Below are 20467 nucleotides of genomic sequence, written 5' to 3' on the forward strand. Positions count from 1 at the left end.
TTTGCGCCGCATTTCAGCCGTGGAGTGCATCGACTTCCCATTTGAGCCAATGGATTTTGTATGTTGCTAATGATCGACAATTACGACTCTTTTACCTTTAACTTAGTGCAGTATTTTCAGCAGTTAGGGCAAGAGATCGTGGTTAAACGCAATGATGAAATCAGCTTAGCGGAAATCGAGGCGCTATCGCCGAATCATTTAGTCATCTCTCCTGGCCCTTGCTCACCTAACGAAGCGGGGATTTCCTTGTCAGCAATTGAGCATTTTGCTACTCGTTTACCGATCCTTGGCGTGTGCTTAGGACATCAAGCCATGGCGCAGGTGTTTGGGGCCAAAGTTGTGCGAGCACAGCGGGTGATGCACGGTAAAATTAGCGAGATTACCCATACTGGTGAGCGCCTGTTTAAAGGGTTAAATCAGCCATTAACTGTAACTCGCTACCATTCATTACTGGTTGATTCTATACCTGATGGTTTTGTGCTGGATGCTTGGTTTGATGACCCGAACCATGGGCGCGAAATCATGGCCATGAGTCATAAAGAGTTGCCGCTCTTTGGTGTGCAATTTCACCCCGAGTCGATTCTCACCGAGCAAGGGCATGAATTGTTGGCAAATTTCTTATCTCAATCGGCTTAGGTTGAATCCAAAAAATCGATTTTGCTCTACTCTTTGTTACAAGATTTCTCCTTCATTTAAGCAAATATGTCGCTCAAGTGTGATATAACTGCCGCAAAACGATGCCTGCTCACGTACTCATGGAGTTAGCTCCAAAGTGTAACTAGGGCTGCGATAACAATAAAAGGAAGGACAAATGAACAGCGTAATGCGAAATTTGGGTTTAAGTGCGTTAGCCGTTGCGGTATTGACGAGTTGCGCCGCCACCTCAACTGAAACGGCAACTCCCGCGACCACACCACAGGCTTATCAAGTCCCTTTAGCTCAGCCTCCCCAAGTTTCACAACCGCTTACGCTGAATCAAATTATGGCGAACCCCGATTGGATGGGGATTTTCGCTAAGGAAGCCTACTGGAGCGATGACAGTCAGAGCGTTTTCTTTGCCCGTCAAGCCAGCGCATCACCGCTACGAAATTATTATCAGCAGGGCATTAATGACAGCCGCGCCGTTGAACTGGCTATCGATAAGCTACATGCGGCTGATCAGCAGTTTGGTGTGTTCGATAGCACTAAAGCTAACAAGGCGTATCTCTACCAAGGCAATATTTTTGTTAAGCATTTAAGCTCTGGCAAAATCACCCAGCTTACCCGCCAGCGCACTGCCATCAGTGGCCTGTGTTACCTTAACAATGGCGATATCGCCTATTGGCAAGGGGATAATGTTTTCCAAATCCATCAAGACAGCGGATTAGTGGAGCAGTTGGCTGAAATCAAAATGGCGAAAGCGCCCGAAGGCGTGAAAGAACCCAGCAGCTACTTAGCCAAGCAGCAGCACAGACTCATTCAATATGTGGCGTTGCAGCAGGAAAATGCCAAAGCCAAAGAACAGTTTAAGAACGAGCTGCAAAAGAGTGATCCGACCCTCGCCGCTAACACTTGGTATCTAGGTGATGCCGAGGTGGTGTCTGAGCTAAGTCTGTCGCCAGACGGTCGCTATCTGTTTGTAGCCCTAACCGATAAAAATTACACCGGCAGCAGTGAACACGACATCATGCCAAACTACCTCGGTAGCGAAGGCTATATCGACCCTGTGCCCGTGCGTGCCCGTGTCGCGGAAGATAATCCACCAGGACAACGTTTTGTGGTGTTAGACCTCACTGAGCATAAACAGATCGATGTGACTATCGAAGGCTTAACTGGCTTCGATGAAGACGTTTTAGCTAAGGTTAAGAGTGAAAACGCTAAAGCAAAAGGTGAGTCATATCAAAGTACTAAGGCTCCACGTAAAATCCAGCTGATGCAGGATTGGGGCTGGACTCAAAGCGCGATTCAATGGCATGAGTCTGAGGACAAACTGGCTGTAATGGTCGAAGCGACCGATAACAAAGATCGTTGGATTGCCAGTGTCGATCTGGCAAAAGGCAAGTTTATCACCGAGCATCGCCTGCATGATGATGCTTGGGTGAACTACGACTATAACCAATTTGGCTGGTTACCCGGTACGGACAGTCTGTACTATCTCTCTGAAGAAACAGGTTATTCCCAGCTTTATATCAAGGCGAACGGTGAACAGCCCCGCGCTTTGACCCAAGGTAAGTTTGTGGTGAGTGATATTACCCTATCGCCCCATGCAAACTACATCTACTACAAGGCTAACAAAAGCCACCCCGGTATTTACAATGTTCACCGTGTGAATATTGCCTCGGGCAAAAACGAGCAATTAACTCAGTGGGACGGTAATTTAGATTACAGCTTAAGCCCCGATGGCACTAAGTTGCTGCTGAATGCGTCTCGCCGTACAGAGCCGAATGAGCTTTATATTCAGCCTATTGGCGGTGAGTTAAAACAGCTCACGTCATACACCAGCGATGCCTTTAAGCAATATCCATGGCAAGCACCCGAAGTGGTTGCCGTTCCTTCAAACCATGGCGCTGGCCAAGTGTATGCGCGGGTTTATTTGCCGCAGGGTTATGACAAATCTCGCGCCGAGAAATATCCTGCCGTTATCTTTAACCATGGCGCAGGTTACTTACAAAATGCCGATTATGGCTTTAGTGGTTACTTCCGTGAGTTTATGTTCCACAACCTACTGACCCAACAAGGCTATGTAGTGATGGACATGGATTACCGTGGTTCTAAAGGCTATGGTCGCGATTGGCGCACGGCGATTTATCGCAATATGGGGCATCCTGAAGTCGAAGATTTAAAAGATGGCGTGACTTGGATGGGCCAAAATGCCAACGTGGATATTAAGCGCGTCGGTACCTATGGCGGTTCTTACGGCGGTTTCTTAACCTTTATGTCCTTATTTACTGAGCCGGAATTATTCCAAGCAGGCGCAGCACTGCGCCCTGTGGCGGATTGGGCACATTACAACGCGCCATACACCTCCAATATTTTAAACACGCCGGATGTTGACCCTATCGCCTATGAGCGTAGCTCGCCTATTGAACATGCCCAAGGCTTGACTAAGCCATTACTGATCATGAGTGGCGTGATGGATGATAACGTGTTTTTCCAAGATAGCGTGCGCATGGTGCAGCATCTTATCGAGCTGGAAAAACCGATGTTCGAAACGGCGATTTATCCGGTTGAGCCCCACGGCTTCCGTCAGCCATCGAGCTGGTTAGACGAATATCGCCGTATTTACAAACTCTTTGAACAAGAGCTTAAGTAAATCTCGCGAAAGTATTAAGGCCTCAATATGAGGCCTTTTTGTTGCGTGGATTTCGGCGCGAGTGAATCTAATCAGGGTTGTAAAATAGTCACTTGTTTGCTTATTGCCAAGAGGTAACCTATATGCTGAAATTGCAATGTTTTTAACGATTTTAGCGTATGCGCGCCACTTAGCACGGGCGAGATAGGAAAGGTAAACTGTGGCGATATCGGTAGCGGGCGGCGTCAGACCTGGCAAAATTTTAGAGATAGAACATAGGCTCTATCAGCAACTTATTCTCGGTAAACAAAAAGCCAGTCCTACTCTATTGGATGATTTAGACCAAGAGCTTGAGGCTGATGCTAATAAACTCGATGTAGAGCGAGAGGCGATACTGTCACGGCTACTTAAACAAATTCAAGCTCGAGAAGTATTTGAGGCCATTTCAAAGCAACTTATTGACACAGTGAATAATGCTATTGAGCATCAATTAGCTTCCCCTGAGTTAGTGCTAGCCAAGTCGGATATTAACGAATCGCAACTCCTGTTACTTGAATTACTGCTGGCTAAAAATCTTGATGCCACAAGATTAAGACCTTTAATCAGCAATTTAAGCTGGTTATGCCGTGATTTAACCAATATGGTTAATAGTCCTGCATTTCGGGCGCGCCGCCCGCAGAGTTCCGACGTACGCGTCACCGATATCAAATTAGTAATGAATTACATTGGCATCGAAAACCTGCGTACCATTATTCCTTATTTTTGCCTGCGTAATTGGCTGCCCAGTGGCAACGCTAAGTTACTCTGGACCACCCGCAAGTTGTGGCGCTATAGCATTGTCAGTGGAATAGCAGCGAATGCGTTAGCGCAGCTTCATAATACTGACTCAGCCTTAGTTTATAGTGGCGCATTATTGAATCAGTTAGGCACCTCGGTTGTGCTGAGTTTGAGTGCGCGTTTATTTGATAAAACGTGGGGCAATTGGATCCGTGAGGCAAGCTCGAGTCGAGATAAGGAAGTGTACGATGCTGTTATTGCCACCGAATTCCCTGCTAAAGTGGTTTTTGAGCAAGTGTTAGCCCATGGACATAAGCTTAATTGGCAACTATTAGAGTTACTTAAGTTTGAACAGAGTCCATTAACTCAATTGCTTAAAGAGTTGGACCAAACCTTAACTTACCGCGAACTCTCGATGCCGGCCGCATTAGTGGCACGGGCGAATTGTTATGCTAAGGTGCTGTTGCTTGAAGAGATGCGCCAAATCGAGCCGCAGGAAAAACGCTTAATGTTCGATTATTACGAGCTCAGCGAGCAGGAAGTGCTGCGCCTAAAAGCACAAAATTATCGGAAGTTGGATCTGCTGTAATCTGCACGCCGCTCCCATCGGTGTCCAATTGCGGCACTGATGTGGAGGACGGAAAATGCCAAGCTGGCAAGCTTCTGTATTAAATACTATTTTATCCTATGTGGCACGGCCATCGATCAGCTGAGGTAAAGCCAAACTTCCCCTAAGCCAAGTACGGCAACGTTTATTAGAGCTGGATAAGCGCTGGTTGCCATGGCCTGAAAAGCTCGTTACGGCCTCAATTCCCTTACAACATTCCACACTACTGCATTACGTGCTGCTCAATGACACGCCGCGTTTGGGCAATCTATTTTACATTCGTGGCGGCGGATTCTGTTTTAAAACTCCCCATGCCCACGCAAGACTGGTGGCCGATATCAGCGAACGTTGTCGCCTCGATACGTTTATCCCTGATTATCGTTTAGCGCCGGAGCATCCGTATCCCGCGCCCTGTGACGATGTACTCGAGGCATACCTGCACTTAATTGAGTTGAAAGGGAGCGATAACCTAGTGCTGATGGGCGATTCTGCCGGCGGTAATTTAGCCTTAAGTCTGTTGCTCGAACTTAAAAAGCGCCATCTGCCCATGCCTAAAGCCTTTGTGTTGTTGTCACCCGCACTGGATTTAGCGATTACCGGCGATACCGAGCTGATTTTAGGCGCGGATGACCCGTTCTTTACCATTGAGTCGCTATTGCGGCTGCGCGGGGCGTATCTTGCTGGGGCGAATCCTATGTCAGAACGGGTTTCACCTTTACAGGGGAACTTGGCAGACCTGCCACCACTCTTAGTGATTGCCGGTACGCGTGAGTTGCTTTTACAGGACTCAGAACGACTGGTTATGCAAGTTAAGGCCTGTGGTGGCGCGGTAGAATCGCGTTTTTATCACAACATGCCCCATGTTTTTCCCCTGTTCCATCTGTTGCCCGAAGCGCTTGAGGCGAGGGAACAAATTGCGGATTTTGTGCTTTCACAGCTGATTCGTTAAAATTGTGTAGTTATTCATATTCGGTGAATAGCTAGCAAAAATAGAGGTAAATAACTTTTTTTCTGACTAAATATGCTAAATGCCTCTGGCGTAAACGCTTGTATAGTTCTTAAACTGCAATCTTTATGCACTTTGGCCTTAAGCATGGTGAATGTTGTTTGTGAAAAACTGGTATTTTGATCACAATTTCGCTAATAATGGCTATTAATAGACACAAGCATACCCTGTATCACTAACTCAAGATAAAGATACGTTGGGGACTCAGACGGCTCCCGATGCCGTTACATTTAAACAAAGGATGAAGAAGAATGAGCGTTGATATGAAGTTGAATCGTGCCCAGTTTGATGCGGTTATGGTGCCTAACTATGCGCCTGCTGCCGTGATCCCTGTACGTGGCGAAGGCAGCCGTGTATGGGATCAAGAGGGTAACGAATTTATCGATTTTGCTGGCGGTATTGCAGTAAATTGCTTAGGTCACTGTCATCCTGCCTTAGTGAATGCCTTAAAAACCCAAGGCGAAAAATTATGGCATCTGTCTAACGTCATGACCAACGAGCCTGCACTCGAGCTGGCCACTAAGTTAGTCAATAGCACATTTGCTGAGCGTGTCTATTTTGCCAACTCTGGCGCCGAAGCCAACGAAGCGGCACTGAAATTAGCCCGTCGTTATGCTTTAGAAAAATACGGCGTAGAGAAAGATGAAATCATCGCCTTCGATAAAGCCTTCCACGGCCGTACTTTCTTCACCGTGAGCGTTGGTGGTCAAGCGGCATATTCCGATGGTTTTGGTCCAAAACCGCAAAGCATTACCCACTTACCTTATAACGATGTTGCGGCATTAGAAGCGGCCGTATCGGATAAAACTTGCGCCATCATGCTTGAGCCGCTGCAAGGTGAGGGCGGTATTATTAATGCTGATCCTGCGTTCCTCAAAGCGGTGCGTGAACTGGCAAATAAACACAATGCACTGGTGATTTTCGACGAAGTACAAACTGGTGTTGGTCGTACAGGCGAACTTTATGCTTACATGGGCACCGACATAGTGCCGGATATTCTTACCACGGCTAAAGCACTTGGTGGTGGTTTCCCTATTGCAGCTATGCTGACTACTGCGGAAATTGCTGAGCACCTAAAAGTGGGGACTCACGGTTCAACCTATGGTGGTAATCCATTAGCTTGTGCTATCGGCAACGCGGTATTAGATGTGGTTAACACGCCAGAAGTTTTGAATGGTGTGAAACATCGCGAGCAATTATTACGCGACGGCTTGAACAAAATTAATGAAAAATATCACGTTTTCTCTGAAGTTCGCGGTAAAGGCTTACTGTTAGGGGCGGTTCTTAATGAACAATATCAAGGTCGTTCACGTGACTTTTTAGTGGCATCTGTTGCTGAAGGCTTAATGAGCCTGATGGCGGGGGCCAACGTAGTTCGTTTTGCACCTTCACTGGTGATCCCTGAGGCAGATATTGCAGAAGGTCTGGCACGTTTTGAACGTGCCGTGGCGAGCATCGCCGCTGCCTAAGGACCAAAGGAGTGCTGAATTTTATTCGCACTCCTTTTTTGTCAGGGAATTCTTGCAGACATCATTCCTGTCTTTTGAAGATAGGCGCATTGGTGCACTGCAAGCTTAAGTGAGGAGACACTAAGATGTTAATCATACGTCCTATTCGGGCTGGCGACTTTGAATCTCTATACCAAATTGCCGAAGAGTCTGGTCATGGCTTTACCTCATTGCCAGTCAATGCCGATTTGCTTCGGCATAAAATTGCCCGTGCTGAAGCCTCTTTTGCCAAAGTTGTCGATAAGCCCTTTGATGAAGGCTACTTAATGGTGCTCGAGGATACCACGACCCGTGAAGTGGTCGGCACCTGCGCGATTGAAGCCGCAGTCGGTATGGAGGATGCCTTCTACCACTATCGTCTCGGAACTGAGGTGTACCATTCTGAGCAAATTGAAGTTCGCAACGAGGTGGAAACCTTAACCCTTTGTCACGATTACACCGGCGCCGCTGAGCTTTGTACCCTGTTTTTACGGGAGCCTTATCGTAAGGGGAATAATGGCCGCATGTTATCCCGCAGCCGTTTTCTGTTTTTGGCGCAGCATGCCAAACGCTTTGGTGAAACGGTGATTGCTGAAATGCGTGGCGTGAGTGATGCAGATGGTCATTCTCCCTTCTATGGTTGGTTGCAAAAAAACTTTTTAGGCATTGATTTTATTCAAGCTGACTACCTGTCTGGCTTAGGTAAAAAAGCCTTTATGGCGGAGATGATGCCCCGTAACCCCGTGTATGTTTGTCTGCTGCCAGAAGAAGCGCAAAAAGTGATCGGCGAAGTACACACTAATACGCGTCCGGCCCTAAGTTTGCTGCAGGCCGAAGGTTTTAGATGCCGCGGTTATGTGGATATTTTCGATGGTGGCCCAACGGTCGAGTGCCGTTTAACCGATATTCGTGCTGTGCGTGAAAGCCGTCTACTGACGGTCGAAATTGGTGATATGCCAGAATCCGATAAGCAATTTATTATCTCTAACACTCAATTAGCCAATTACAGAGCGACCGCAGCTTATCTCTGCGTTGATGATAAAGCTGAGCAGGTGGTAATTAGCCCAGAACTCGCCGAAGGTTTGTTACTCGCAAAAGGCGATCAAATCCGTATTTTGGCAATGTAGGAATAGCAAATGACACATTTTATTAAAGGCCAGTGGCACGCTGGCAAGGGTCATGATGTGACCTCTAGCAACCCAGCAAATGGCGAAATTATTTGGCGCGGCCAAACGGCGACAGCCGATCAAGTCAACGCTGCCGTCGATGCCGCCCGTGAAGCTCAGTTCGATTGGTTTATGTTAGGTTTTGATGCGCGTCTAAAGATAGTTGAAGCTTATCGTAGCCAACTCGAAGCGAACAAAGCCGAATTAGCCGAAACGATCGCTCAAGAAACCGGTAAACCCCAGTGGGAAACGGCGACAGAAGTTGCTGCCATGATTGGTAAGATTGGCCTGTCGGCAACGGCTTATAACAAGCGCACCGGCACTGAAGCCAATGACACGCCAGCAGGGCGCGCCGTGCTACGCCATAAGCCACACGGTGTGGTTGCTGTGTTTGGGCCTTATAACTTCCCTGGGCATTTACCCAATGGTCATATTGTGCCAGCGCTGCTCGCGGGCAATACCGTGGTGTTTAAGCCCTCTGAATTGACGCCTAAAGTGGCCGAGTTGATGGTCTCTCTTTGGGAAAAGGCGGGTCTGCCCGCGGGTGTTATCAACTTAGTGCAAGGCGAAGTCGATACGGGTAAGGCGCTGGCGTCGCACCCACAACTCGACGGCCTGTTCTTTACCGGCAGTTCTCGCACCGGTCACCTGTTGCACCAGCAATATGCGGGTCATCCAGGTAAGATCCTCGCCTTAGAAATGGGCGGTAATAACCCGCTGATTATTAAAGGCGTGGCCGATATTAAAGCCGCTGTGCACGATATTCTGCAATCGGCCTATATTTCATCAGGCCAGCGTTGTACCTGTGCCCGCAGGCTCTATGTTGAGCAAGGCGAGCAGGGCGATGCCTTAGTAGCCAAGCTGGTTGAAGCGGTGAAACAGATTAAAGTCGGCCCTTGGAACGCGCAGCCACAACCATTTATGGGCTCAATGATTTCCGAAGGCGCAGCGAAAGGTATGGTGGCGGCGCAGGCTAACTTGCAGAGCTTAGGCGGCGTGTCGCTGGTTGAACTCACTCATTTGCAGGCGGGAACGGGCTTAGTCTCACCCGGGCTTATCGATGTCACAGCGGTGAGCGAGTTACCCGATGAGGAATACTTTGGACCATTGCTGCAATTAGTGCGCTACAGTGATTTTGACCAAGCGATTAAGCTGGCTAACCAAACCCGTTATGGCTTATCCGCAGGTATCTTGGCCGATAGCCGTGATGATTATGAGTATTTCCTTGCTCGCATTCGTGCGGGGATTGTGAACTGGAACAAGCAGATCACTGGTGCTTCGGGTGCTGCGCCCTTTGGTGGCGTAGGCGCTTCGGGTAACCACAGGGCGAGTGCATTTTATGCCGCAGACTACTGTGCTTATCCCGTTGCCTCCGTTGAGGCCGATGCGGTGAGCCTACCTGCAAGTTTAAGTCCAGGGTTAAGTTTAGAGTGACATCATTGAGGAAGAACCTAGGTTCTTCCTTTTTCATTACAAGCAGTAACGTTACTTGGGCTGCTACTGAGCGCCGTTGTGCAGCAAGTAGCTAGGGTCGTTACATTGAGTGCGAGCGGCAAAACAATACGCACTATAGTCGCAGCACAATAAAAGGAGTTTTTATGCACACAGATATCAATGCGTTATTTGCCGCCCTCTGGCAAGACTATATTCAAATGACCCCATCTGCGGCCAAGGTGCACGAGCTACTTGGACACGGCAAGCCGATTATCAACGACCATATCGCTCTGCGTACTTTTAATATCGCTAAGGTGAATTTAGCCGTATTAGCAGAGCACTTTACTTCTTTAGGTTATGTGGCCTGCGGTGACTATAAGTTTGAACAGAAAAAACTGGTGGCAAAGCATTTTGAGCACCCAGATGCGACTCAACCTAAGGTGTTTATTTCTGAGCTATTGGTGGAAGAGTTTAGCCCATCACTGCAAAGCACCATTCAAGGTTTGATTGCCCAAGTGGATGAGCAAGCGACGAAAGCGGATAACTTTATCTATTCGGGTCGTCATTGGACGCTGGATGCTAAAACCTACGAGACGCTGCTCGAAGAGAGTGAATATGCGGCTTGGGTTGCAGCTTTTGGTTACCGCGCCAATCATTTTACGGTTTCTATCAACCACCTAGAGGGTTTTGATACCTTAGAGTCGGTAAATGATGCACTCAAGCAAGCGGGTTTTGTGCTCAATAGCTCAGGTGGCGAAATCAAAGGTTCACCAGAGGTGTTACTGGAGCAATCATCGACTATGGCCGATAAAATCGCTGTGGTATTTAGCGATACAACGGTTGAGATCCCAAGCTGCTTCTATGAATTCGCCCTGCGTTATCCAAAGGCGAATGGTGAGCTGTATACCGGCTTTGTGGCCGCATCAGCCGATAAGATTTTTGAGAGCACCAACGCGAAAAAAGCCTAATGAATTAGGTTGTTGCTGACTTAATCTCAAACAAAAACGCCATCAATTGATGGCGTTTTTTATGGGTGGCACTTAGAGCAAGTAGCTAGAACAACAATAGTTAGCTCAACACATGTTCGCTAAGCACTCTTAGCTAAGCACTCGTTAGCCAAAGACTAGTTCAATACTGAGGCCAGATAAGTGGCTGCTGTGTTTAAACTTAAGTTCAATGCCATATTGCTCGGCAATTTCCTTCACTATCGATAAACCTAGGCCATGGCCCATGACGGATTCATCAAGGCGCGTGCCCCTTTGGGTGAGTTTATCGAGTTCGTCGTCAGCAACACCTGGGCCATCATCGTCGATGCTAAGGCAGAGTTTATTTTGTGCCTTCCACAGTTTTACCGTGACTTGGCTGCCCGCCCATTTAAAGGCGTTATCGAGCAGATTCCCTAAGAGCTCCATACCATCTTCCCTATGAATAGGCAGGCGCTGGATACTAGGATCGAGCTCAAAGTCGCAGTTGATGTTTTTGCTTCTGTGCACTTTGTTGAGGGTATTGGCGAGGCTGTGGAGATCCCTCGGCACCACTAACTGGGCGGCAGGTAACATATCACCGGTGATCCGCGCCGCCGCAAGCTTACGCTCGACCATTTTATGGATAGCGTCGAGTTGCTGTTGCAACGCCATGGCGGTATCGGGATCTTTTAGCCCCAAGGCTTCTACCTGTTGCTGCATCACTGCCAGTGGGGTTTTGAGCCCATGGCTTAAGTTGCCTAAGTTATTGCGGCTACGTTCTATTTGCTTGGCGGTGTATTCCAATAACTCGTTGTAGGTCTTCGCCAGCGGTTGCACTTCGGGCGGAATGTTATTCAGCTCTAAGGCGTTAATCTCGCCTTCTTGTAGGCGTGACAGTGCATGTTGGATCTGTTTAACGGGTTTAAAGGATTGGCGCAGGATCAGGAAGATACCAGCGATCATGGCTACTAACATGGCGAGGTTAACCCCAAGCTTAGTGCCGTAGACTTCACTAAATACCCGTCTACCAATACTCAAATCCTGCGCTACCGTTAGGGTGGCGGTGACATTGGCGCTGCTGGAATTTAATCCAAGAGATAATAACTGCATATCATTATTTTTAGGTCCCTTTGCTTGCCAGACACGGGTTTGGTTTGGCGCTAAAGGTTCGATATCGAGCTGCATATCCCACAGGGAGCGGGAGCGGATCACTTCATTGGGCAGGTTTAGCTGGAAATAACGCCCCGAATAGGCGGGGCGGTAGAAGCTCGACAGTTGGCTCTGATCGATGTGGATTTCCCCATTATTGAAATGGGTTGCCAGCATAATGTGTTCTAAATCTTCTTCTAAGCGATTGATAATCGAGTCGTGAAACGCTTGGCGCAGCATGGACTCAAATAATATGAGTCCAACTACTGTGCCTAATACCAATAAGCCCGTTAACCATAAACTGAGCTTAGTGCGAATCGAGATCATGCAGTCACGCCGTGGAAGATATAACCTTGACCGCGGCGGGTTTCTATCGCAGTTTTACCGAGTTTTTTGCGCAGATGAGTCACGTAAACTTCAACCACATTACTCTCTTTCTCGTCGTCAAACTGATAGAGCTTGTCCGTCAGTTGAGCCTTAGATAACAGCTTCTTAGGCGACATGAGGAAGATTTTTAACAGCCTGAATTCCATTGCGGTCAATTCATACAAGTGCTCGCCAACGCTGACTGTCTGCTCCGCCTCATCTAAGGTGACGCCACCATAGCTCAACTGTTTACTTGGATTATTTAACCGACCGTGTGCACGGTGAATAAGCGCTTGGATACGCGCTAATAGCTCCTGTGCGTGGAAGGGTTTTCCTAAATAATCATCGGCACCGGCATTGAAACCTTCGACCTTTTCATGCCATTGGCTGCGGGCGGTTAACATAATAACAGGGGTGCTAATGCCTTGATTACGCCAGCCTTCGAGTAATTCCAGCCCATTGCCATCGGGGAGACCAATATCTAAGATCACGCAGTCGTATTGGGTTTCTTTAACGAGGTAATCGGCTTCAACCGCTTTATCAGTAATATCGGTAACGTAGCCAGCCTGTTTGAGTTGTTTCTCCAGTTCGGAGACCAACATCGGATTATCTTCAACGAGTAGCAGTTTCATGTTTTCGACATTCGCTCGGTAGTGCGGTGGAGTGTTCAAGTTGACCGTTGGTGGCATCAATACTCAGATTCACTATTTGGCCGCGTTGCACTTTGATTTGCAAATCATAGCGCCATTTATGATCTTCTTGATAGAGATGTGCGTCAATTAGTTCACCTTGGCAGAATTGATTGACCACGGCTAGGGTGCCATTGAGTGATAGAATTTGCCCAGAGTTGACTAAAGCCTTGGCTTGATAATGTTCTAATTCAATCGGTTCGGCGTTAATTATTGTTGGATGCACCAGCGTAAACAGACTGAAAAAACAGATAAATAACAGCCGTTTCATTTATGCTCCCCAATAAAAAATGGCCTAGATTTTATGCTAGGCCACTTTAATGAAACAGGCTTAAATCAAGCTGAAGTCTAACTTAACGGGTGCCATAAACCACAATGGTTTTACCGTGTGCTTGAATGAGATTTTGTTCTTCAAGCATCTTTAAGATACGACCCACAGTTTCGCGGGAACAACCAACGATCTGACCAATTTCTTGGCGAGTGATCTTAATTTGCATGCCGTCTGGGTGAGTCATGGCATCAGGTTGTTTTGCTAAATGCAACAATGTTTGGGCAATACGGCCTGCCACATCGAGGAATGCTAAATTACCGACTTTCTGGCTAGTGCTCTGTAGGCGGTATGCCATTTGAGCCGATAGTTTCATCAGAATTTCGGGGTTAACTTGGATTAATTGCTTGAACTTCTTGTAAGAGATTTCAGCAATTTCACATGCTTGTTTTGCACGAACCCAAGCAGTACGTTCAGCTTGTTCTTCGAACAATCCTAACTCACCGATAAAGTCGCCTTGATTAAGATAAGATAGGATCATTTCCTTACCTTCTTCATCTTTAATCAATACCGCAACAGAACCTTTTACGATGTAATAAAGGGTATCTGAGTCTTCACCAGCATGGATCAAGGTGCTTTTAGCGGGATACTTATGAATGTGACAGTGTGATAAAAACCATTCCAAAGTTGGGTCCGGTTTTGGCTTACCAATCAGAGCCATGTCGATGTTCCTCGATTGATTAAAACGAAAGTAAGAATATTCTAAATAAGCATTTTACGTCAATTACACCCATAAAAACTTGATGGACATCTTAGTTTAGAATGAGTGAATAAATGCAATTAACCAACTAAAATTAGAGCTTATTTTGCTACTTTAGTGATATTAGTCAACTAAATCGGTGTCAAACTCACTGGATTCACTTAACTCTGTAGAGTTAATCACATCTTATAAAGGCTTTTAAGGGTTTTTTGTGAGTAAAATAATCGTAAACCTTAGTGGCCTGACATTGTGAGTCGAGCAATTTAAAAATCAGCGGTGATTTTTCCCTTTATTTAAGGTCAATTGAACCTATTTAGACTCGACTTATGGGGTTAATTCTGGCTAACTTGGGGACGCGGTTGTTTTTCGAAGAGGTTACCACGTGAAATACAGACAATGGGTTTTCGGTGCAGGATTGACTTTATCCGTTGGATTAAGTTCTGCTGCATACGCATTTTCTATCCCGCAGCCCGCAAATGAAATTGCGGCGAGTAAATTTGTGCATATTCAAGTTCAGGCGGAACAAGGTGATGCCGATGCGCAATTTTTACTGGGACTGATGTTTCTCTCTGGACGTTATGTGCAGCAAGAAGTGCCATCAGGACTGCACTGGATAACTCTCGCCGCCGAGCAACAACACGAAAAGGCGCAGCAAACTTTGGCGGATCTCTCCTTTGAAGGCCAATTGATAAAACGAGACTTAGCTGTAGCCGAGCGTTGGTATAAGGATATGGGGGAGCGTGGTAATCGTTGGGCACAGTTTCGTTTAGGCTTTATTTACGCTTCGGGTGGTGATGGCGTTAAGCGCAATTGCGGCAAAGCGGTAGAGCAATTTTCCCGTGTTGGCGATGATATTGCCCTTGGCAATGTGGCTTGGATTCTCGCAACTTGCCCAGAGGCCGAATACCGTGATGGCAATAAAGCGCTTCAGTTATCTCTACAGCTCCTTAAGGTCAACGAAAATGATCCCACTAATCTCGACAACTTGGCCGCGGCCTATGCGGAAGTGGGCGATTTTGGCGCTGCCGTTTCGACGCAGCAAAAGGCGATTGCAGCTTTGAAGATGACGGCTGAAGCGACTAAAACCGATGAATTTAAGCAGCGTTTACATAGCTATGAGCAGAAACGCGCCTACCGTGAGACACTGCGTTTGCTCGATTAAACCCGTTAGTGTTTTATTATCTTTATCAGCCCGGGCTATGCTCGGGCTGATTGTTTCTGGCGTTTTATTTATTGGGCGGATTCAGGCTGTTCGAGCGGCCAAGAATGTAAGATGTGATATTCCACCCCACGATTACCGCTTGACGAAAGGTACAAATGAAGCTGTTCGGGAGCGAGCGTGAATGCAGTTATCGGTGTATTCGCTAGATCCTTGAGGGGAAGCTCGTTATCAAAGGTGCTCAATGACTTGGCTTTTCTAAACAAGCTGATATGCGGTCGAAATGGATGTTCGCTCTGATGCAATTGCAACTGCTGCGCTAAATCTTGCGCCTGCGATGCCAATAACGCCAACGCAGGGCTAACCCTATCTCCCTTTAAACAACATACCTGTGCCTTGGGCCAAACGGCGAGCTTATCTAGTTGTACTGTAAATCGTGGCCGATACAGTCTATCAACGGCTTCGAGCAGCAGTGTCTTTTGAGACTGATTGGCTAAGCCTAAAAAAGCGAGGGTGAGATGAAAATTCGCTTTGCTTACGGGTTTTGCATGGGGCGTTAACTGTTGTGCTAAGCATTGCTGCAATTGCAGCAGTGGCATGCGTTGAGTCTCATTAAGGGCGAATCCAAGAAATAGTCGTTGTAACACTCTTTATCTCCGCTACCTGCTCAAATGCCAAACATAAGCTATGCTTTTGTTTGGTAATACAGAAAGGCCCGTGGTCATTATTCATCATCGGCTTTCGATGACTTGAATTTGTTTCTGGGAAGTGTAGCAATAATACCTTAAATGGAATTGTAGGTAAGGAAATCCCTTTTCATGTCAGATGGTTTAGCAAATTCACTCCAACAGGCATTAGTGACGATTTTTAGCGAAACGCCGCTAGAAACCCTAGAGCAAAATGTTGATAGAGCATTAGAGGCGATTACACTTCAGTTGCACTGTGATGGGGTGTTTGTGCTAACGGGGAGTTTATCCCTCGACCATTTACGCACCCGTAATTTGTATTTAAAACCGCAATTTAGCCAGGGCCAGCAGACTCGCGTTTGGCCGCTCGCGCGTATGCCTTTTTTTCGCTCCCTTGTGAGAACCCCCAAGCTGCTGAATCTACCCGATGTGAATACATTACCGTCAGAAGCTCAGGCAGAGCGGGCATTGTTACGGGATTGGGATGTCAAAAGTCTACTGGTGTTACCCCCCGTCGTATTTGGAGAAACCCGTATTGCCCTTGGGGCGGTAAATTGCTCCGAATGCTGTGAGTGGACTGAGGAATTTATTCAGGAGTTTCAACATGCGGCTGTGATGATTGGTTCGGCGATGGAGCTGACCCGTATCGCCCATGATATGTTAGCGAGTGAAAACAAATATCGCGAAGTCTTTAATCAATTGCCCTTGGCTTGTGCTTTGCTGGATAAACAAAATCAACTGACGATGCTGAACAAAGTGGCGCTGCAAACCTTGCCAGTGCAGCATGGATACGATTTATTCAGCATGGTGCGCGATGAAGAGCACGCGATGCTCTCCGATACGTTGCATATGGTGCGTGAAGGCGTATTAGGACAAGCTTGGTGCGAATTGCCGCTTAAATCGCTGCATCAATTAGAGTGGTTAAGGCTCAGTTTTAGTCAGATCCACGGTGATAAGGACACCCTGGTTATGATTGCCGAAGATGTGAGTGAAAAGTATCGGCTGGCCGATGAGCTCTCTTTTCATGCTAACTATGATGCTCTTACCGGATTGCCCAATCGGCTGCACTTTGAGGCATTACTCGATAATTTGCTGCATAGCAAAGATGATATGCCAACCTGTGTTGCCTTTATCGATGTCGATCAATTTCAAGTAATCAACAATGTTAGCGGTCATCAAGCGGGGGATAAGTTACTGTGCCAGTTGACATTGCGGCTTAAACAACTGGTGCGTAAGGGCGATATCGTTGCTCGGCTTGGTGGTGATGAGTTCGGTATTTTAATGCATTACTGCAATGTAGATTCGGCGCAGCATATTGCTAAGCGGATTTGTACTCAGTTAGCAACCCACGAATTTATCTGGGAAAACCGCTGCCACAATGTCAGCGTCAGTATGGGGATAGCTAAGTTCGATAGGTCGGCCTCTGATATTTATACCGTGATGAGCCATGCTGATGCGGCCTGTCGACTCGCCAAAGATAAGGGGCGAAATGGCTGGCATTTATACAGTGCTAAAGATCCTAAAATGACCCGTCTTTACACTGAAATGATGGCCTCGGTAGATATTGTTAGTGCCCTCGCGTTAAATCAATTTGAGCTTTATTTTCAAAGTATTGCACCACTAAATTGCGAAGAGCCAGGATTACATTTAGAAGTGCTGCTCCGTATGGTGCAGCCCAATGGCAACATTGTTTCGCCAGCAATTTTCCTACCTGCCGCTGAGCGCTATAACTTGGCCGCCAAAGTCGACTTGTGGGTCATTGATAATCTGCTGAAGTGGGGGAGTAGCCATTTAGCGATTTGGCAGCAATTGGGGCTGGTATCCGTCAACCTTTCGGCGACGTCTTTGGGTGATAGTGAGTTTATGAATTGGCTTGAAATGCGGCTAATGACTGAACCTGAGTTGGTGGATAAACTCTGCATTGAGATCACCGAAACCGCCGCCGTAAGCCAATTAGATCAAGCAACTAAACTGATTGAAGTGCTTAGGCCATTAAATTGCCAGCTCGCACTGGATGACTTTGGTGCGGGATTTTCAAGTTTCGCTTATCTAAAACGTTTAAATGTGGATTACGTCAAAATCGATGGTCAGTTTGTTATTAACCTGTGTGACGATGATGCGGATCAAGCAATCATCAAAGCCATTTGCCAGCTCGGACAAGATATGGGATTTGATGTGGTAGCCGAGTTTGTTGAATCGACAGAAATTGGTTTAAAATTAAAGAGCTTAGGAGTGGATTATGCTCAAGGTTATGCGATTAATAAACCCGCGCCATTGCTAACATTAACCTCTGGATTGGCCGAGCCTTGGCTGCTGTAACGGCGGTTATCCTTCATGTGAGTTTTTATACTTCTGCAATTCTTAATTTGTAAGTGACTCATTTATCACTATTTACCTTAATGTGAGCCCATGCAACTTAGGCTGCGACAGATTGTCGCGCCAAGCCGAGTTTTGATTGCACTTATATCACCAGTCATAACAATACCCCCACAAAAATCATTAAAAACAATATGTAGGGGAAATTTGTGCCATATCAACCGATCAAATTAGCGCTTATTTTAGCGGGTGTTTTAGGCTCCACTTTACCTCAGTTGGGCTGGTCTTCAGAGGCGACCGACTGTGGTGATGACCAAAAATGTAAAGATTATCTGCTGGTTACCGCTGATGTGATGCGTCAGCCAGTACACTTAGTGAGTGATCCCAAACAAAATCGATTGCCATTACCCGCCTATGATGGCTCAGGGTTTTTACGCACGATTCCGGGATTTAATATCACCCGTAAAGGCGGCTCTGGCGGCGATCCGATGTTTCGTGGCTTGGGTGGTTCGCGCTTAAACATCGTTGACGATGGCCAGCATGTGTATGGTGCCTGTGGTGGACGTATGGATCCGCCAACCAATTATATTTATCCCGAAACTTACGATCAGATAACGGTTATTAAAGGCCCGCAGACGGTGAAATATGGCCCCGTCGGCACCGCGGGCACTATTCTGTTTGAGAAAAACCGCCATCGTTTTAATCAAGCGGATCTTGAAGGGCGTGCCAGTGCGACGGGTGGCAGTTTCGATAGACGAGATGCCATGGTGGAGTTGAGTGCCGGTGATAAGAATTACTACCTTGATTTTGATATTAATCAATCGAGTAGTGATCATTATCAGGATGGCAATGGCAATAAGGTGCAATCCAGTTATGACCGCCAAAACGCCAATCTTGCCCTAGGTTGGACACCTACTGAGCGTACCGTTGTGGAGTTAGCTTACGGTGAGTCGAGCGGTGAGGCAGAGTATGCCGACAGATTAAATAAGGCTCGCCAAATTGATAACCGTGATGCGGCGGTGCTCATACAACATGAGTTTGAGTCGACCTGGCTGGCCGCAGTCGAGTTACAAGCCTTTAGTAACAAAAACGACCATATTATGGATCGATTTGATGAAGGGGTGAATTCTGGCTCGAATGTGCGCCGAATGACCGACGGTGGTCATCTTTGGTTTGATTTAACCCCGCTCGATGGCCTCGAATTAACACTAGGGCTGGATTATATGTCTAGCGCGCATGATGGCCGCAGCATGGCAATGGGAGATGTTGGTTTAGACGACTTACTCAATAAGCCGTTTAAGGAAGATATGCGCTATAAAAACTACGCGCTGTTTGCCGAATCCCGTTACGGCTTTGATAACCAAGGTTTAGGCAATAGTAGCTTGCACGCTGGATTGAGGGTCGATCGCTGGGATGGCGAATTGTTAATCGCCCAACAGGGTGAGCGGGAGGATACCCTCTACAGCGGTTATGTGCGTTATGAATATCAACTCGATGCTCACCAATATTATGCAGGATTTGGCTCGGCGCAGCGCGTGCCAGACTATTGGGAGATCATGAAGGCCAGTGCCGATAATCCCGCACAAAAAGCCTTTGATCTTAAGGCAGAAACGACCAATCAATTTGATATAGGCTGGATTTACCAAGGTCCGGTTGAAGCGTCAGTGTCACTCTTTTACGGTGAGATTAATGACTATATTTTGATTGATTCGACCAGCAACACCACGGTAGCCCGTAATATCGATGCCAGCTTATTCGGTGGCGAAGCAAGCCTAGACTATGCGTTTAATGATCAATGGTCGACTCAACTTACCTTAAGTTATACCCAAGGTGAAAACGATACCGACAAGGTCGCACTTGGGCAAATATCGCCGTTAGAGGCAAGATTAATTGTTAATTATCAATGGCAAGCTTGGACAATGGCGGCGCAGTGGCGGCTAGTTGCATCGCAGGATCGTTATACCTTAGGTCACGGCAATATTGTGGGCCAAGACTTAGGCCCAAGTAGTGGGTTTGGTACCTTGGCACTCAATGCTTCTTGGTCATACAGCAAGGATTTATCCTTTATCTTTGGTGTCGAAAACCTGTTTGATGCAACCTACGCCGAGCATGTGAGTAAGGCCGGTACGGGTAATGATCTGCCTGGCAGTGAGGCCATGTTTAGGGTTAATGAGCCGGGGCGTAATCTCTGGGCTAAGCTGACCTATCAGTTCTAACTCGGCTTATTTGTGCTATTAGCGCCCCGAGAGCCTTGCTGTCGGGGCGATGCTATTTTTAGCAAGCCAATGCCAAACTGCGACGTATCAAAGCCGAGGCTGCGGGAGGGACACTGCCAAAGGCCTATGTTAAACTGCCACATCA

The 20467-nt window shown here is 47.1% G+C and carries 15 protein-coding genes and 1 pseudogene; 11 read left to right on the forward strand and 5 right to left on the reverse strand.

The genetic code is table 11. The features are described 5' to 3' along the window. Positions 1-60: 60 nt before the first annotated feature. From L976_RS20960 to L976_RS20995, 8 genes and pseudogenes are all read left to right on the forward strand, one after another. On the forward strand, positions 61-636 hold the full coding sequence (locus L976_RS20960; RefSeq protein ID WP_047539766.1) for an anthranilate synthase component II: 576 nt from the start codon (positions 61-63) through the stop codon (positions 634-636). A 175-nt stretch (positions 637-811) separates the two neighbouring features. Beyond that, positions 812-3292, forward strand: coding sequence for a S9 family peptidase (locus tag L976_RS20965; protein ID WP_047539768.1), 2481 nt, complete (start codon positions 812-814; stop codon positions 3290-3292). Positions 3293-3491: 199 nt separating this feature from the next. Then, entirely contained in the window at positions 3492-4637 is a 1146-nt protein-coding gene (locus L976_RS20970; RefSeq protein WP_047539770.1) for an HDOD domain-containing protein, read from the forward strand. A 55-nt stretch (positions 4638-4692) separates the two neighbouring features. After that, positions 4693-5604: pseudogene (locus L976_RS20975) on the forward strand (alpha/beta hydrolase). Positions 5605-5912: 308 nt separating this feature from the next. After that, positions 5913-7130, forward strand: a complete 1218-nt coding sequence (locus L976_RS20980; RefSeq protein WP_037414164.1) for an aspartate aminotransferase family protein — start codon at positions 5913-5915, stop codon at positions 7128-7130. Between the two features lie 125 nt (positions 7131-7255). Beyond that, a complete protein-coding gene (gene astA, locus L976_RS20985) occupies positions 7256-8275 on the forward strand; it encodes an arginine N-succinyltransferase (RefSeq protein WP_047539771.1) in 1020 nt (339 codons plus the stop codon). Between the two features lie 9 nt (positions 8276-8284). After that, a complete protein-coding gene (gene astD / locus L976_RS20990) occupies positions 8285-9748 on the forward strand; it encodes a succinylglutamate-semialdehyde dehydrogenase (protein ID WP_047539773.1) in 1464 nt (487 codons plus the stop codon). A gap of 164 nt (positions 9749-9912) precedes the next feature. Further along, positions 9913-10716, forward strand: coding sequence for a DUF1338 domain-containing protein (locus L976_RS20995; protein ID WP_047539775.1), 804 nt, complete (start codon positions 9913-9915; stop codon positions 10714-10716). A gap of 144 nt (positions 10717-10860) precedes the next feature. On the opposite strand, the gene L976_RS21000 is transcribed toward L976_RS20995, so the two are convergent. From L976_RS21000 to crp, 4 genes are all read right to left on the reverse strand, one after another. Next, positions 10861-12189, reverse strand: coding sequence for an ATP-binding protein (locus L976_RS21000; protein WP_047539777.1), 1329 nt, complete (start codon positions 12187-12189; stop codon positions 10861-10863). Continuing rightward, positions 12186-12860 (reverse strand): response regulator transcription factor, encoded by a 675-nt coding sequence (locus L976_RS21005; protein WP_047539779.1) that lies wholly within the window; start codon positions 12858-12860, stop codon positions 12186-12188. Before L976_RS21005 ends, L976_RS21000 begins: the two co-directional genes overlap by 4 nt. Then, positions 12841-13188, reverse strand: coding sequence for a PepSY domain-containing protein (locus tag L976_RS21010; protein WP_037414150.1), 348 nt, complete (start codon positions 13186-13188; stop codon positions 12841-12843). The genes L976_RS21005 and L976_RS21010 overlap by 20 nt, the downstream gene beginning before the upstream one ends. 82 nt (positions 13189-13270) lie before the next feature. Beyond that, positions 13271-13906: a cAMP-activated global transcriptional regulator CRP gene (gene crp, locus L976_RS21015; RefSeq protein WP_011070954.1), complete on the reverse strand. Its 636-nt coding sequence runs from the start codon at positions 13904-13906 to the stop codon at positions 13271-13273. Between the two features lie 421 nt (positions 13907-14327). On the opposite strand from crp, the gene L976_RS21020 reads away from it, so the two are divergent. After that, positions 14328-15107 carry a tetratricopeptide repeat protein gene (locus L976_RS21020; protein WP_037414147.1) on the forward strand — a complete coding sequence of 260 codons (780 nt, stop codon included), beginning with the start codon at positions 14328-14330 and terminating at the stop codon, positions 15105-15107. A gap of 68 nt (positions 15108-15175) precedes the next feature. On the opposite strand, the gene thpR is transcribed toward L976_RS21020, so the two are convergent. After that, on the reverse strand, positions 15176-15751 hold the full coding sequence (gene thpR, locus L976_RS21025; RefSeq protein ID WP_047539782.1) for an RNA 2',3'-cyclic phosphodiesterase: 576 nt from the start codon (positions 15749-15751) through the stop codon (positions 15176-15178). Between the two features lie 171 nt (positions 15752-15922). On the opposite strand from thpR, the gene L976_RS21030 reads away from it, so the two are divergent. Continuing rightward, positions 15923-18109, forward strand: a complete 2187-nt coding sequence (locus L976_RS21030) for a putative bifunctional diguanylate cyclase/phosphodiesterase (protein ID WP_037414143.1) — start codon at positions 15923-15925, stop codon at positions 18107-18109. A gap of 206 nt (positions 18110-18315) precedes the next feature. Further along, entirely contained in the window at positions 18316-20322 is a 2007-nt protein-coding gene (locus tag L976_RS21035) for a TonB-dependent copper receptor (protein WP_047539784.1), read from the forward strand. The last annotated feature ends 145 nt before the right edge of the window (positions 20323-20467 follow it).

Origin of the sequence: Shewanella sp. ZOR0012, from assembly GCF_000798835.1 — a bacterium.
GTDB lineage: Bacteria > Pseudomonadota > Gammaproteobacteria > Enterobacterales > Shewanellaceae > Shewanella > Shewanella xiamenensis.

Excerpts from the sequence above, each read along its gene's own strand:
- L976_RS20960 (WP_047539766.1), top strand. The coding sequence starts at position 61 with ATGTTGCTAATGATCGACAATTACGACTCTTTTACCTTTAACTTAGTG.
- L976_RS20965 (WP_047539768.1), top strand. The coding sequence starts at position 812 with ATGAACAGCGTAATGCGAAATTTGGGTTTAAGTGCGTTAGCCGTTGCG.
- L976_RS20980 (WP_037414164.1), top strand. The coding sequence starts at position 5,913 with ATGAGCGTTGATATGAAGTTGAATCGTGCCCAGTTTGATGCGGTTATG.
- astA (WP_047539771.1), top strand. The coding sequence starts at position 7,256 with ATGTTAATCATACGTCCTATTCGGGCTGGCGACTTTGAATCTCTATAC.
- astD (WP_047539773.1), top strand. The coding sequence starts at position 8,285 with ATGACACATTTTATTAAAGGCCAGTGGCACGCTGGCAAGGGTCATGAT.
- L976_RS20995 (WP_047539775.1), top strand. The coding sequence starts at position 9,913 with ATGCACACAGATATCAATGCGTTATTTGCCGCCCTCTGGCAAGACTAT.
- L976_RS21000 (WP_047539777.1), bottom strand. The coding sequence starts at position 12,189 with ATGATCTCGATTCGCACTAAGCTCAGTTTATGGTTAACGGGCTTATTG.
- L976_RS21005 (WP_047539779.1), bottom strand. The coding sequence starts at position 12,860 with ATGAAACTGCTACTCGTTGAAGATAATCCGATGTTGGTCTCCGAACTG.
- L976_RS21010 (WP_037414150.1), bottom strand. The coding sequence starts at position 13,188 with ATGAAACGGCTGTTATTTATCTGTTTTTTCAGTCTGTTTACGCTGGTG.
- crp (WP_011070954.1), bottom strand. The coding sequence starts at position 13,906 with ATGGCTCTGATTGGTAAGCCAAAACCGGACCCAACTTTGGAATGGTTT.
- L976_RS21030 (WP_037414143.1), top strand. The coding sequence starts at position 15,923 with ATGTCAGATGGTTTAGCAAATTCACTCCAACAGGCATTAGTGACGATT.